The sequence below is a fragment of the Salinivibrio sp. MA607 genome (assembly GCF_001996245.1).
Classification (GTDB): Bacteria; Pseudomonadota; Gammaproteobacteria; order Enterobacterales; family Vibrionaceae; genus Salinivibrio; species Salinivibrio costicola.
Genome location: NZ_MUFJ01000031.1, coordinates 1 through 14,299, shown reverse-complemented (window position 1 = coordinate 14,299; position 14,299 = coordinate 1). Strand labels below are relative to the sequence as shown.

Genomic DNA, 14,299 nt, shown 5'->3' with positions numbered 1-14,299 from the left:
AACGGCATCTTCTCTGAAAAGTGTCGGGATAATGAATAAGATAGCAATCATTTTGTGAATTAGCTGACATCATACGTATTGGAGAGCGAATGGCAAAAACAAAACGAGCCTACGTGTGTAATGACTGTGGGGCAGATTTTCCGCGTTGGCAAGGGCAGTGTTCTGCATGCGGGGCGTGGAACACGATTACCGAAGTGAGGTTAGCGGCTTCACCTCAAGTCGCACGCAATGAAAAATACGCCGGTTATACTGGCAGTGCCGAGGGTGTCGTACAAACCTTACAAGATATTAACTTGCAAGAAGTACCGCGTCTGAGCAGCGGTTTTAAAGAGCTTGATCGGGTACTCGGTGGTGGCATTGTGCCGGGGGCGGCAATTCTTATCGGTGGTAACCCTGGCGCGGGTAAAAGTACCTTACTATTGCAAACCATGGTGGGCTTAGCACACCATTTTCCGACACTGTATATCACCGGGGAAGAATCGCTCCAACAAGTCGCGATGCGGGCTGACCGACTCGGGTTACCCAAAGATAAGCTTAAGTTATTGTCTGAAACGGGCGTTGAAACCATTTGTCAGGTTGCGAAAAAAGAGCAGCCTAAGATCATGGTGATCGACTCCATCCAGGTGATGCATGTCGCCGATGTGCAATCGGCGCCTGGGAGCGTGGCACAAGTCCGTGAATCTGCCGCCGCCTTAACCCGTTACGCCAAACAAAACAATGTGGCCATTTTTATGGTCGGACATGTGACCAAAGATGGTTCACTGGCAGGCCCGAAAGTGCTTGAGCATTGTATCGACTGCTCGGTGTTATTGGATGGATCGAGCGATAGTCGCTTTCGCACTTTACGCAGCCACAAAAACCGCTTTGGGGCGGTGAATGAGCTGGGCGTGTTTGCCATGACAGGTCAGGGATTGAAGGAAGTGAGTAATCCGTCGGCGATTTTTCTCTCCCGTGGTGAGGAGCAAACTTCTGGCAGTTCGGTCATGGTCGTCTGGGAAGGCACGCGCCCATTATTGGTCGAAATACAGGCGTTAGTGGATTATTCGCAATTGGCTAATCCCCGTCGGGTGGCTGTGGGGTTAGAGCAAAATCGTCTAGCGCTGTTATTGGCGGTGTTACACAAGCACGGCGGGCTGCAAATGTCTGATCAAGATGTGTTTGTGAATGTGGTTGGTGGCGTCAAAGTGACTGAGACCAGCGCGGATCTGGCCTTGTTGCTTGCGTTGATCTCAAGCTTTAGAGACCGGCCTTTGCCAAGAGAATTAGTCGTGTTTGGCGAAGTCGGCTTGGCCGGTGAAATTCGCCCGGTACCCAGTGGGCAAGAGCGGTTAATGGAAGCGGCTAAACATGGCTTTAAAAAAGCGGTTGTCCCTAAAGCCAATATGCCCAAACAGACGCTTGAAGGCATGACCGTGTACGGTGTGAGCAAATTATCAGATGCGTTGGCAGTATTAGAAGAGTTATAGCGGCGGTTGCTTGAGCTACATAGCGGCATTAGCCGGGGCGCGATCATCCTCTGCGTCACGCTGCTGTGCGGTGCTTAGCGGTGGGTTAGGGGCGGGCATATTGGCGACTTGGACCTGGGTCTGGACCAAGTTTTCAACCACTGCGACCAAATGTCCCCAGCTCACGCGTTTTTCGTTTTCGAGTAAGGAATCGAACTCTTCAGTGCTCCATTTTATAAAGCGACGTGGGTCAAGAGCGCGGCCCAAAAAGCGCACTTCATAATGCAAATGCGGGCCAGTTGATAATCCGGTATTACCCGACCATGCAATTAAATCCCCTTTTTTCACAAATTGCCCGCTCCGGACATTGAATTTATCCAAATGGGCATAGAGTGTCATAAAGCCAAAGGCGTGGTCGATTTTGATAAAGTTACCATAGCCTTTGCGGCGGCTGGGACGGACATATTCGACGACGCCATCCGCGGGGGCATACACCGGCGTGCCGACGTCTGAGGTCAAATCTAAGCCCATATGGAATTTTTCTTTCCCTGTCACAGGGTGAGTTCGTGAGCCATATCCCGAGGAGCGTCGGTAGCTTTCAAGCGGTTTACCATTCGGGATTAGCTGGAGCATGGTGTAACGCACCGCTGAGTTAATCGCTGCGACATCGAGACGGTGAGTGAGCGAGGCGTCTTTGGCCACTGATTCTAGCCCGAGCATATCTTCAACCGTGACCACGCGTTGTGTCAGGGCGGTGAGTTCAACATCTTTGTTCTCGATGGTTTGTGACAGCGCATCACGTTTTTGTTGCAACATCGCCACCTCGTTATTTAAGGTCGCGCGCTCTTGGCGTAATCGTTCAACAGCCGCTTCGGCCTCGGTCGAACGCTCAGAAAGCAGGTACAGGCTAGCAAAGGTGATGGTGAGAGCCGCGAGTATCACTAATGCAAGGGTTTGCACGACCTTTTTACGGGTCGGGCAGAGGGTATAGTGTTTCACCCCGTTCGGGTGCGTTACGGCAATATGGATATGGTCTGTCATGACTGGTTACTGCTGGCCTGCATTAAATACCGTCCATGACCGTGCGGATTAAGCGTTCGGTTCCGCCATGTGGTCAGTCAATTGCGCAAGCTCGCGATGAAGCAGTTCATCGTTACCCACGTTCAGTTCAACGAGCCTTTTTAAATGACTGGCGCTATCAATGTCAATGTGATCGATGTAAAGATGGAGATAATTTTCGCAGTTATTTACCAGAATGCAGTCCATGTCTAATTCTACATCCGAGTCATGGAGGTAAAACACCAGTAGAAACGCGTTATGTTCGGGATCAGCTTGCCAGTTCTCAGGACGGCTGAGCAACACGCCTTTGAGAGATAGATCCAGTACCTGTGCGTGCCATTGCTGCTCGTTTTGTTTGAGTATTGCCGGCACACGATACATGACGCGGGAAAATTTTCTACGCTCTGTCATGATGACATCTCCTCATTCACTGTCTCTAGTGTAGGTGATATGGGGCAATCACAATACTGATTTAGTGGCTTGTCTCACATTTAAAACGTTTTCGTGGTTCTGCTGAGCTAAGTACAGGCGGCAATACGGTTTATTGAGATGACGAGTGAGAAGATGAAGAGTGGGAAGGTAAAGGGCAGCCGTCGCTGCCCTTACCGTGGTATGCGTTATTATTTGACTGCACGCTTGTACTTGATCCGGTGCGGCTCCGCCGCTTGTGCACCCAGTGTTTTTTTCAACCAATCGGTGTATTCAGCAAAGTTACCTTCAAAGAAGTTCACTTGGCCTTCATCACGATAGTCAAGAATATGGGTCGCGACACGGTCAAGGAACCAGCGGTCGTGCGAGATCACCATGGCACAGCCTGGGAACTCTAAGAGTGCCTCTTCAAGTGCACGGAGCGTTTCCACGTCCAAGTCGTTAGTCGGTTCGTCAAGGAGCAACACGTTACCGCCAGCTTTTAGCAATTTGGCGAGGTGGACACGGTTACGCTCACCGCCTGACAAATCACCAATGCGTTTTTGTTGGTCACTGCCTTTAAAGTTAAACCGTGACACATAAGCGCGTGCCGGTAACTCAAAGTTATTGATGCGAATGATGTCCGCCCCTTCGGAGATCTCATCATAGACGGTGTTATTATCGTCCATACTGTCTCGGAACTGATCGACCGAGGCCAGTTGTACGGTATCGCCTACTTCAACGGTGCCGCTATCTGGGGTTTCTGTGCCACTGAGCATCTTAAATAGGGTTGATTTACCCGCGCCGTTCGGACCAACAATACCGACAATTGCCCCTTTGGGCACGCTAAAGGATAAGTCATCGATCAAGATGCGATCACCAAACGACTTGGTCAGATTATTGACCTCAATGACTTTTTCACCCAGACGTGGACCTGGTGGGATAAACAGCTCGTTGGTCTCGTTACGGCGTTGATAGTCCGTGGTGTTGAGCTCTTCAAAGCGGGCCATACGGGCTTTTGATTTCGCCTGACGGCCTTTTGGATTCTGGCGAACCCACTCAAGCTCCTTCTCAATGGTTTTCTGACGCGCTTTTTCTTGCGACGCTTCTTGCTTTAACCGTACATCTTTTTGTTCGAGCCAAGATGAGTAGTTGCCTTCCCACGGAATACCTTCACCACGGTCAAGCTCAAGAATCCAGCCCGCTGCATTGTCGAGGAAGTAACGGTCGTGCGTAATAGCAACGACGGTACCAGAGTAGTCGACTAAGAAACGCTCAAGCCATGCAACGGATTCAGCGTCTAGGTGGTTAGTTGGCTCATCAAGCAGCAGCATGTCGGGCTTTTCGAGTAGCAAACGGCAAATAGCAACACGACGACGCTCGCCCCCTGAAAGGTGCTTGATTTGCGCATCCCACTCGGGCAAACGCAGTGCATCTGCTGCACGCTCCAACGTATTATCGAGGTTATGCCCGTCTTGAGCTTGGATCAGTGCTTCGAGTTCACCTTGCTCTTGCGCTAAGGCATCGAAGTCGGCATCTGGATCAGCGTAAGCGGCATAGACACCATCGAGACGCGTTAATGCATCTTTGACGTCACCGACCGCTTCTTCAACGGTTTCCCGGACTGTCTTTTCTTCATCCAGCTTCGGCTCTTGCGGGAGATACCCGATCTTGATCCCGGGTTGCACACGGGCTTCGCCCTCAATCTCGGTATCGATACCGGCCATAATGCGCAATAGGCTCGATTTACCGGCCCCGTTGAGACCCAACACCCCAATTTTGGCGCCTGGGAAGAAACACAAAGAAATATCTTTAAGAATTTGACGCTTAGGTGGCACGATCTTGCTCACCTGCGACATGGTATATACGTACTCAGCCATTTCTGCTCACGTTAATCGTTGTGGTATAAAAAACGCTATTCTAACGTTAACTTTGCCAAGTTTAACAGTGATTGTCATATTCGGTCACTAATATGGCGAGACGTGCCGACAAACAACGCTTACCACCTACAGGGAATTTGCGGGCGGAGCTGTTGTCTACTCGGTGTTACACAGTCGGTGTTGCATACAATAGGAGCGATCTTTGACATGGAACGATTCATCGCATTATCCGGGCCAATCAAGTCAGCATATCGAGCGGCTTTTCGTCACGCCCGTGCCTTCTTTCCTCTATGGGTGTCAGGGTTCGTGTTGATTTCCAGCTTATCAGTCCCGATGGTTGAGGCTTCCGCCAGCCCTGATAGTCGTCAAATGACACCGCACCAGCGCCAGTATGAAGCGGCAATCGATGCGATTGAAAGCGGTGATTTGCATCAGTTTCAGCGCTTAAAAGCACAACTGCGTGATTATCCTTTGTATCCGTATCTCGATTATCGTGATTTCACTCGTAATCTTTCTAAAAAGCCTCACCACGCGGTCACTAACTTTATTCAGCGTTATAGCACTATGCCATTCGCGAATAGTTTGCGTGCGGATTATCTCACCCTGTTGGCGGACAGAGGAGATTGGAAGACCTTGATCGCGTTCCAGTCTGATGTGCCACGGAGTGATCGTTATCAGTGCCAATATTATTATGCGCACAGTCAAGCGGGGAATCAGGCTTTAGCGCGCAGTGGCGCCAAATCGCTCTATTTGTCGGGTCAATCCGTGGATAGCAGTTGCAATGACTTATTCGATTTTTTATCGGAACAAGGGCTGCTGACCGGTGACTTGATATTGCAGCGTATGCTTCTAACATTCGATGCGCGCAACCGCAGTTTGATGCGTTATTTGTTACGCCAGTTACCCGAGGCGGATCGTGCGGTTGGCAAGCAGGTGTTGGACTTATATGACCAACCTGAGAACGTGGCCGATTTTTCTAAGCGCAGTTATGTGACGCCGTTTAATCAAAAACTGACTCGCTTGGCGTTTGAGCGTTTGGCTCGCAAGGATGAAGCGCAAGCCATTCGCCACTTTCGTCGCACGGTCGAGGGCCAGCATTACGATAAACGAGAGCGACAAGACATTGCCGATTACTTGATTGGTCAATTAATGAATGATGACGAGCCTGCATTGGCTGGCTGGCGAGATCGTATGCTGCGTCAGAGTCATGATGATGGTTTATTGGAAAGACGGTTTCGCCTTGCTCTTATCGAGGGTGACTGGCACGCGCTGGATCAGTGGCGCGCATTGCTCAGCGAAGCGGCTCAGCAGTCTTTAAAGTGGCGGTATTGGCAGGCGAGAATCAAGCTAGAGCTTGGTGATAGTGCGTCAGCAAATCAAGCATTTGCTTCCATGCTTGGTGAGCGTAATTTCTATAGCGTGGCAGCGGCGCAGCATTTAGATAAACCGATTTCAATACCCTCACGCACAGCAGTCCTAAAAGAAGCAGGGTTAATGCCGATCAATGATGTATTGGCAAGAGTGAATGAGCTTATCGCGCTCGATAAAATCTATGCGGCTAAGCGTGAATGGTATTATGTATTACAACGTGCCAGTGATGAGCAGATTGCCTTACTGGCGGCCTATGCCAATAAAAAACATTGGTACCACTTCGCGGTTCAAGCCACGATTGCGGGAAAAATGTGGGACCATTTGTCACTCCGCTTCCCGTTAGCACACCAGTGGTGGTTTGAGTTTTTCAGCCGCGAGCGTGGCGTAGACAAAACCACACTGATGGCCTTATCGCGTCAAGAGAGCGCCTTTTTTACCCGCGCAGTATCCCATGTGGGTGCAAGAGGCTTGATGCAATTAATGCCAGGCACGGCACGCGAAACCTCTCGTCAGCTGGGATTTGATTATCAAGGCCCTGCTAGCTTGAGTGATCCGGGCGTCAATATTCGTCTTGGCAGCGGCTACTTAAAAATGATGTTAGATCGTTTCGACAGTAATCGTATCTTGGCATTCGCGGCCTATAACGCCGGCCCGCATCGTGTGTCGCGTTGGTTGGAACGATCGCAAGGTCATATGGATGCGATTGCTTTTATTGAGTCGATTCCGTTTTACGAAACGCGCCATTATGTGCAGAACGTCTTGATGTTCGATATTTATTATCGTCAGCTGTTARGTGAGCCGGTGCAATTTTTAAGTGCGCACGAGCTGGCTCAGCGCTATTGATGTTATCATTGCTGTCATCACGTAAAGAGCGAGAGGAAACCATGTCGCAATCGCCTGCATTCTCTGGTTGGCAAGATGTTATTTCTTTAGTGCGTTTAGCAGGAAAAGACGATAACGATGATGCATTACTGACAGCACTACTGACGCCTGATGAGCGAGATACTCTGGTCGCTCGGATCAATATCTTGCATGAATTATTAGAAGGCAGAATGAGTCAGCGCCAGCTCAGTCAGTTACTTGGGGTAGGGATCGCGACCGTGACCCGAGGCTCTAACGAATTAAAGCGGATGGATGAAGATACCAAAATTTGGCTCGCCGACTTGCTCAAGCGCGAGGCGGAGCAAACCCGCTCTTGATCCTCTGTCTATCAAATAAAAACGGAGCCCACGGGCTCCGTTTTTAGTGCTGTTTTTTTAGCGCCGGGTTTTTAGCGATAAAGGTGTGGATGCATAAACGGGATCAGTGCCATGATCAAAGCTTGATGATACACGCTTGATCGCGTTAATCGGTGTCCGGTAAGCATACCGATGGCGCCCCCTTTTTGTTTTACATTTTGTTGGCTAAACATTCGATCCATCACATCACCGAGCTCCTCGCCTTGATGCAAAGCCTTGAGCGCGTCTGGTGGAAGGGGAAGTGACGCTGAGCGTGCTTCGCCGCGCGCATCGTCTTTTGCTATGATCATCCAAGCAAAGGTATGTTGGCCATCCAAGCCGGCTTCTATCCCCACATAATAATCGCCTTGATAACGTCCTTGTGCATGCCGAACCCGATTGCATGCGCCTGAATAGGTTTCTTTCTCTGTCATGGGTTGGTCGGCGACATCACTGGGTACGGACACGCCGGTAAATGTGAAGTCGGTATTGGGAAAAACGTCATAAAATGCTGCTTTAACGGCAGAAATTTTGGCAGGGTTTTGTGAGGTAACGATTACGTGGGTCATACGCCCTAGCGCTCCTTATCGTGTTGGTAGGCGCGCTGCAGTATACGCCAGCGTAAAGGTAAGCGCAGCATGCCTGTTATGCGACTCGCATCATTGGCTTGCGCCACTTCATTTAAGCCAATTCGCATTCCCTGATGCCCTTTGCGAGGCTGAGCAACATAGGTATTAAACCAGCGATCCCAGCAAGATAAATTAAAGCCATAGTTGGCATTACACTCATGAAAACGAGTGGAATGATGAACGCGATGCATATCGGGCGTGACGACGATACGGCGCAGCCAGTCATCGAGACGCAGCGGTAAACGGACGTTGCTGTGGTTAAACATCGCCATGCTGCTTAATACGGTTTCAAACAGAATCACGCCTAAAACAGGGGCACCTAATAAGCCTACCAGTGCACATTTTATCGCCATTGAAAGCCAGATTTCGACGGTGTGAAAGCGCGCGCCAGTGGTGACATCAATATCCATGTCGGCATGATGAACTAAGTGCAATCGCCATAACCAAGGGAGCTCATGGAATAGCTTGTGTTGATACCAAATCGCCAAATCCATGACAATTAGCGTGAGGACTACTGTTGCCCAAAGCGGCAAAGAGAGCTGATTAAGCAGTCCCCACCCTGATTCATCGACAAGGCTGGCAACACCAACGGCTGAAAGCGGTGCCAGTAGTCGAAGCGTTAGCGTATTAAATGCGGTGAGCGCAATATTGCCCCGCCAGCGTTCACGTCGAGTACGGGTTAACTGACGTTTGGGCCATTGCCACTCGGCGACCAGCATGATCACGAGTACGAGCACGAATAGACCAAGTCGAAATCCCGCTTCATGTGCTTCAATCCAGTTCATTATCGCTCCTTATTCACCTTTATATTACGCGAAAAGCAGATAATACGTTTAGTCAAACAGCAAAAATTGCCGAAGTGGTTACGATGGTGGATGGGGCAGCATCAATAGATTTATGGTTGGGCATAGGCTCAGGGATTCTTTTACATCACACGCCTTGAATATGAATGTAACGTAAACGTTAATTTTGCTGGTCGTGTTCAACGAATTAGATTACTTGCTCTAAAAATTAGGCACAAGATCACGTTTATACTAATAGGCTGTTTCTATTGAGTTTGTTTCTTTTTACTAATGATGAGTATCTCATGAATGAGACATCTCTCGTTAGTGTAAAAAGGAATGATAAATGCACAAACATAGCTCTCTTGCGCTCATTATCGGCGCGCTCTTTCATACCTCTGGGGCTTGGGCGATGGCAAAAGTGCCTGAACCCGTTGAACCACCGACGGAACCAGACTCACAAGCCTGTATTGTGTTAACAGGAAGTGAACCTATCGATATTGGGCGCACCAGCGCCGAGCGCTGTCTACCGGGCGACGATCCTTTTACCGCAGAGCAATGGCATTTGCTAAATAGGGGACAGAATGCATTTGCTCGCGAAGGAGGGCAGCCAGGTAATGACTTAAATCTTTGGTGGGCTCATCGACAAGAGATTTTAGGCCAAAACGTCAATGTCGCCGTGGTTGATGACGGGTTAGAGATCGCACACCCTGATCTAGTGGCGAATATGCGTGCAGGAAAATCTTACGATTTCGTTGATCGTGATGACGATCCGACGCCTGAAGGGTGGAGCAATCGAAATACAGCTCACGGTACTTCGGTGGCCGGTATTATCGCGGCGGCGCGTGATAACGGCTTGGGAGGGATGGGTGTTGCACCGCTTGCCAATCTACAAGGCTATAATTACCTGGCATATCAGAGCCAAAAAGCATGGGAGATCAGTCACGGGCGGGAAGGTTATTCAGATGATGTCCGAGTCTTTAATCAAAGCTATGGTGGCTCAGGGGTGCGCAGCTATCCTTATAGTGATGATCCTATGAGCTATGATGGTCGCCAAAATGCCCAATACAAGACAATGACCACGGAAGCTTTTGGTGGGCGTGGCGCAGTATTTGTTAAGTCAGCGGGAAATGGCTTCAGTCGCACCTCGTTTAACCGAGAGCGATTTGGTCCTGTGGGTAATAATAATGGATTGCCATGGCAAAACAGTAACCAGTCATCCAGCAACGCAAATTATTGGAATGTGACGGTCAGTGCCTTGAATGCAGATGGCAAACGATCGTCGTATTCTTCTGTCGGTAGCAACGTATTCTTGACGGCTCCAGGAGGCGAATACGGCACCAATAAACCCGCACATATCACCACAGATTTGACCGGTTGTACCATGGGCTATAACCGCAATGATCGTATTCCTTATGATTCGCATGACCTACACGGTGGCACTGAAATAGACAACACGTGTGACTTTAATAGCGTCATGAATGGCACATCATCGGCTGCACCAAACACCTCGGGTGCGTTCGCGCTACTAATGTCGGCCTATCCGAACCTTTCCCAGCGTGATATTCGCCATTTGTTAGCGACGACGGCTACACGTGTGGATACGAATAGTGATGATGTACGCTTAAGCTACCAAACGGCACAAGGGCAGACTCGCACTGTCACGGGACTAGAAGGTTGGCAACAAAACGCGGCAGATCGTTGGTATAGCCCAACCTATGGGTTTGGCTTAATTGATGTCAATGCGGCGCTTGAGGCGGCAAAGACGTATCAACCTTTGCCTGAGCAAGTGTTTACGGATTGGACTTGGTCTTATCACAACCAAAATGGTGACACAGGGCTACCGATTGCTGACGCAGGAGTAGCCGCCACCGCCGATAGCGTGCGAGTGACAGATGACCTCACTATTGAGGCGGTGCAAGTACGTAGCTCAATTGATCATAGCCGTATGTCCGATTTGTTGATCGAGCTCGAATCGCCATCTGGCACACGCAGCGTGCTTATGTCGCCGCGTAACAGCATGTTATCGAATGCGCTGGATAGCACTTATCCAGAGGGTTTTACCGATCACTTAATGCTCAGCCATAAATTCAATAGCGAAAGTTCAGCGGGTCAATGGACGTTACATGTTACTGACACCGATGGTGAAACACGTCAATACAGCTTGGGAGGGGAAGTGAAATCCCTACCCAATAACAGCGCTGATGGCAAACTAATGCAATGGTCACTGCGTGTTATTGGTCACCGCGGTTAATAGGAGAAAAGTATGAAAAAGTTAATTGCAGTAATCGCAGCGATGGGGCTGACAATGAGTGTCCATGCCGCTACGGTTGAATTAAATGGTGACCGCTATGTTGTGGTCGATACTGCCGATAATGCTCGCAATATGAATGGCGAGCAAATGGGGGTGATGGTCGGTGACAAGGTTGCCTTGTCTGCTCAGAGCACACCATTAACAGTCACTGGTTCTATTTTGGTGAAAGCGAGTCAAGCACGAGCGGATCAACTCGCTGATCAATATGGTCTGGATCTGGTGAGCTATATGGATGGTGTCGCGCTGCTCGAAGCCAGCCCGGGTGTGAATGTATCGGCGCTGGAAAAAGCACTCAATCAATCACTCGAGACGCCGGTCAACCTTGAACTCAATCCTCAAAACCAACAGCCTCAGTAATTCGTGTACTGCGAGCCCGCCAATCACTGGCGGGCTTTTAATCGCATCCAACCAACGATTTTGTTACTAGATATTCCAGAATGTTCATAACTTTTACATGAGCTAAACGCCTCATCTTGCTATGATTTGCCGCCATTAAACCCCAACAAACTAGACAGAACGTCAGCATGTAGATCCGTCTGCAGCGAGGGAAAAGACGATGTGGAAAAAAGTTAAACATTCTTTACCATTGCAAATTGCACTGGCAGCAGCACTGGCTTGGCTGGTGGGGACTGTATTGGGTCCCATAGAAAATGCGGAGCAGACCACTTGGTATCCATTGCTCATGTTGGCCAAAGTCAGTTATATCGGTTTACTGAAAGCCGTCGTCGGCGTGATGGTGTTGCTCTCGCTGCTGGAAGGGATCAGTAATATTGGCAACGTTGTCCGCTTAAAACGTCTCGGTGGTGCCACCCTTTTGTTCTACGGTTTTACCACCACCATAGCGATTATTCTGGGACTTGGCGCAGCGTTACTGATGCCAGAGTGGCAAACGCTTAACAGTGCGCCACCGGTGGATGAGAGCATCAGCTTTATCAATCAAGATGCGGCAGGAGCTGGCGCGATTGCCACCAAGCTTTTTAACATGGCGTTAGTGAATCCCGTTGAGGCGCTAAGCAGTGGTAATCTACTTGCGATTGTCGTTTTCACCATTTTGTTTGGTATTTCACTGATTGTAGCTTTGCCGGAAAAACACCCGCTATTTGATACCATTCGTGGTTTAAACCAAGGTATTAACACGCTGGTGGCCGGAATCATCAAACTGGCGCCGTTCGCCGTTTTTGCGATTGTCTTTCAGTTTTCGCATCAAGGAGACAATGACTTATTTGGTCAGCTGTTTAGCTTCGCGGCTTTAGTGTTTGCTCTGACGATGGTACATGGCGTCATTGTATTGCCGCTGATCGCACGTGTCGCGGGAGGCGTTGGTTTTATCGCTTTATTTCGTGCAATCTCTGCGCCTCTGGCGATGGCATTTGCTACCTCATCAAGCGCGGCAACACTGCCGGTATCTATGCAGGCAGCCAAGGAAGAGCTCAAGGTCACCCCATCCACGGCGAGTATGGTATTGCCTTTGGGGGCGGTGATGAACATGGATGGCACCGCGCTGTTTGAAGGGATTGCTGCCGTGTTCCTTGCGCAATTGTTCGGGATTGATTTGTCTACGACCGGTGTTGTGATGATCTTCATTATGGCGATGGTGTCGTCGGTGGGCGCGCCAGGGATGCCATCGGGCTCGATGTCTGGGATGCAGTTGGTGCTGCTGGCAGCGGGGATCCCGCTTGAAGCCATCGCTATCTTGCTGATCATTGAGCGCCCGCTTGATACGTTCCGTACCGCAGTCAACGTGCAAGGTGATCTGATTGGCGCCACGGTTATCGATAAATGGCAAAAGCGTGTAGGTTAATCTTGCTACCGTTTAAACACTGCAGGCAAAAGGCAGTGAATTTGCCTGCAGTGTGGTGCGGTTATTGAATAGTAAAACCTAGGTATGCTTGGAACTCGTTATTGTCAAAGATGTCTTTATCATCTTTATTTCCTTTAGCATCTTTGAATTCCCAGCTAAATGCTTCGTAAGAAACACCTGCGTGCCAAGAGAAGTTTTCGTTAACTTCTTTTTTAAACTCAAATTCAGGCTGGATATGTGCATAGGCTATTGTGGTGTCTGAATCTGGTGTGTGGTAAGCCTCTACATAATTCTCAATATTAAATGAGAAACCTGAGACGAGCGGGAGTGAATAAGTTAAATAGTTCTCAGTACCAATTTGGTAATCGTATTCTTCTTCATCCGTATCATAGTAATCGAAGTTATACCAAGCCAGTTCTAGATTCCAGTTTTCAGATAGAGCACCTGACAGATAGAAGTTAGTTTCCACACCACTAATATTTTTTAGGCTCTCATCATTGTCGTTACCCAATTGTGCCCACAGCTCGATACCAAAGGAGAAATCTTTGCCACCAAGGGAGATGTCTTTACTCAAGTATGGGGCAATGATGTACTGCTTTGTATCCGAACTATCGGACTCATCGCTAGCTTTCCATGAGGCATCATAGCGGAATAAATAATACATGGTTGTATTAAAATCCCCTATAGTTCCTATGCCTTGGGCCAAACCAAACTGGGTGTCCCACCCTTCTTTTCTCGCCGCTCCCTCACTATCAATAAAATCTTTATCGACATCAAAAAGAAAGCTGACATCATCGCTTAATTTGTAAGAACCCTTACCTATCGTGACTTCTGTTTTTGTCAGGCCTTTTTCATAGTCGTTGACTTTGACTTCACTGGTCAGTGAACCTAATTCACCGGCAAAGCTTGTTGTGCTAGCAAGAGCCATGGCAGCGGCGAGCGCTGTTTTTTGGATTGTATTGTTCACTTTAAAGTATCCCTTCTTTAATATGTTCCCGAGCACTGCCGCTTTATCATTATTCACCAAAAGTAAGTGCTAATTTTTTAGCTATTACTTTCTGGTGACGGTATCTGTCCATATTTTTCAATACCGGGCGACAGCCTATTCCTTGGCATTCACAACATTATTAGCGCCACAAGAAATGTGGTGGTGACTGAGGTGCGAATGTGGATTTATGCTAGCAATGCGTCAGTGCCATGACAATAGTGTTATTATTGAGTTAACAATCAATTAGGATTTTTGCTCTATTTTATATCTGTTCATTCGAGGCAATGACCATTCAGCTTTTGTTCAGGTCGAATAAATGGCTAAATAAAGATGAAAAAAGAGTAGTATTCGCTATGTAATAAAATATTTAGTAATCGATTACTCGATAAATAGGAGGTTTAACAG

The 14,299-nt window shown here is 48.7% G+C and carries 12 protein-coding genes; 6 read left to right on the top strand and 6 right to left on the bottom strand.

Annotated elements, in window-relative coordinates; all coding sequences use genetic code 11:
• The first annotated feature begins 89 nt into the window (after positions 1 to 89).
• Positions 90 to 1,466 (top strand): DNA repair protein RadA, encoded by a 1,377-nt coding sequence (radA, locus tag BZG81_RS13230; RefSeq protein WP_077577104.1) that lies wholly within the window; start codon positions 90 to 92, stop codon positions 1,464 to 1,466.
• A 15-nt stretch (positions 1,467 to 1,481) separates the two neighbouring features.
• Here radA and BZG81_RS13225 read toward each other — a convergent pair whose 3' ends face one another.
• From BZG81_RS13225 to ettA, 3 genes are all read right to left on the bottom strand, one after another.
• On the bottom strand, positions 1,482 to 2,486 hold the full coding sequence (locus BZG81_RS13225; protein WP_021023648.1) for a peptidoglycan DD-metalloendopeptidase family protein: 1,005 nt from the start codon (positions 2,484 to 2,486) through the stop codon (positions 1,482 to 1,484).
• Positions 2,487 to 2,534: 48 nt separating this feature from the next.
• Positions 2,535 to 2,915: a PilZ domain-containing protein gene (locus BZG81_RS13220; RefSeq protein WP_021023649.1), complete on the bottom strand. Its 381-nt coding sequence runs from the start codon at positions 2,913 to 2,915 to the stop codon at positions 2,535 to 2,537.
• 209 nt (positions 2,916 to 3,124) lie between these two features.
• Positions 3,125 to 4,792, bottom strand: coding sequence for an energy-dependent translational throttle protein EttA (gene ettA, locus BZG81_RS13215; protein WP_077677601.1), 1,668 nt, complete (start codon positions 4,790 to 4,792; stop codon positions 3,125 to 3,127).
• Positions 4,793 to 4,999: 207 nt separating this feature from the next.
• Between ettA and sltY the strand changes: the two genes are divergently transcribed.
• Positions 5,000 to 7,006: a murein transglycosylase gene (gene sltY / locus BZG81_RS13210; protein ID WP_241827394.1), complete on the top strand. Its 2,007-nt coding sequence runs from the start codon at positions 5,000 to 5,002 to the stop codon at positions 7,004 to 7,006.
• A 41-nt stretch (positions 7,007 to 7,047) separates the two neighbouring features.
• Positions 7,048 to 7,362 (top strand): trp operon repressor, encoded by a 315-nt coding sequence (gene trpR, locus BZG81_RS13205; protein WP_025744414.1) that lies wholly within the window; start codon positions 7,048 to 7,050, stop codon positions 7,360 to 7,362.
• A gap of 71 nt (positions 7,363 to 7,433) precedes the next feature.
• Here trpR and yjjX read toward each other — a convergent pair whose 3' ends face one another.
• On the bottom strand, positions 7,434 to 7,949 hold the full coding sequence (gene yjjX / locus BZG81_RS13200; protein ID WP_077677600.1) for an inosine/xanthosine triphosphatase: 516 nt from the start codon (positions 7,947 to 7,949) through the stop codon (positions 7,434 to 7,436).
• Positions 7,950 to 7,954: 5 nt separating this feature from the next.
• On the bottom strand, positions 7,955 to 8,794 hold the full coding sequence (locus BZG81_RS13195) for a sterol desaturase family protein (RefSeq protein WP_077677599.1): 840 nt from the start codon (positions 8,792 to 8,794) through the stop codon (positions 7,955 to 7,957).
• Between the two features lie 343 nt (positions 8,795 to 9,137).
• Here BZG81_RS13195 and BZG81_RS13190 point away from each other — a divergent pair, with 343 nt between their 5' ends.
• The 3 genes from BZG81_RS13190 (at position 9,138) to BZG81_RS13180 (ending at position 12,906) form a co-directional block, all read left to right on the top strand.
• Positions 9,138 to 11,045, top strand: a complete 1,908-nt coding sequence (locus BZG81_RS13190) for a S8 family serine peptidase (RefSeq protein WP_198533660.1) — start codon at positions 9,138 to 9,140, stop codon at positions 11,043 to 11,045.
• A 12-nt stretch (positions 11,046 to 11,057) separates the two neighbouring features.
• Entirely contained in the window at positions 11,058 to 11,462 is a 405-nt protein-coding gene (locus BZG81_RS13185; protein ID WP_077577098.1) for a hypothetical protein, read from the top strand.
• Positions 11,463 to 11,661: 199 nt separating this feature from the next.
• Entirely contained in the window at positions 11,662 to 12,906 is a 1,245-nt protein-coding gene (locus tag BZG81_RS13180) for a dicarboxylate/amino acid:cation symporter (RefSeq protein ID WP_077646961.1), read from the top strand.
• A 61-nt stretch (positions 12,907 to 12,967) separates the two neighbouring features.
• Here BZG81_RS13180 and BZG81_RS13175 read toward each other — a convergent pair whose 3' ends face one another.
• Positions 12,968 to 13,873: a hypothetical protein gene (locus BZG81_RS13175; protein ID WP_077677598.1), complete on the bottom strand. Its 906-nt coding sequence runs from the start codon at positions 13,871 to 13,873 to the stop codon at positions 12,968 to 12,970.
• Positions 13,874 to 14,299: the final 426 nt, after the last annotated feature.

Coding starts and splice junctions, on each gene's coding strand:
- trpR (WP_025744414.1), top strand. CDS start 7,048: ATGTCGCAATCGCCTGCATTCTCTGGTTGGCAAGATGTTATTTCTTTA.
- radA (WP_077577104.1), top strand. CDS start 90: ATGGCAAAAACAAAACGAGCCTACGTGTGTAATGACTGTGGGGCAGAT.
- BZG81_RS13185 (WP_077577098.1), top strand. CDS start 11,058: ATGAAAAAGTTAATTGCAGTAATCGCAGCGATGGGGCTGACAATGAGT.
- BZG81_RS13195 (WP_077677599.1), bottom strand. CDS start 8,794: ATGAACTGGATTGAAGCACATGAAGCGGGATTTCGACTTGGTCTATTC.
- BZG81_RS13180 (WP_077646961.1), top strand. CDS start 11,662: ATGTGGAAAAAAGTTAAACATTCTTTACCATTGCAAATTGCACTGGCA.
- BZG81_RS13225 (WP_021023648.1), bottom strand. CDS start 2,486: ATGACAGACCATATCCATATTGCCGTAACGCACCCGAACGGGGTGAAA.
- yjjX (WP_077677600.1), bottom strand. CDS start 7,949: ATGACCCACGTAATCGTTACCTCACAAAACCCTGCCAAAATTTCTGCC.
- BZG81_RS13190 (WP_198533660.1), top strand. CDS start 9,138: ATGCACAAACATAGCTCTCTTGCGCTCATTATCGGCGCGCTCTTTCAT.
- ettA (WP_077677601.1), bottom strand. CDS start 4,792: ATGGCTGAGTACGTATATACCATGTCGCAGGTGAGCAAGATCGTGCCA.
- BZG81_RS13220 (WP_021023649.1), bottom strand. CDS start 2,915: ATGACAGAGCGTAGAAAATTTTCCCGCGTCATGTATCGTGTGCCGGCA.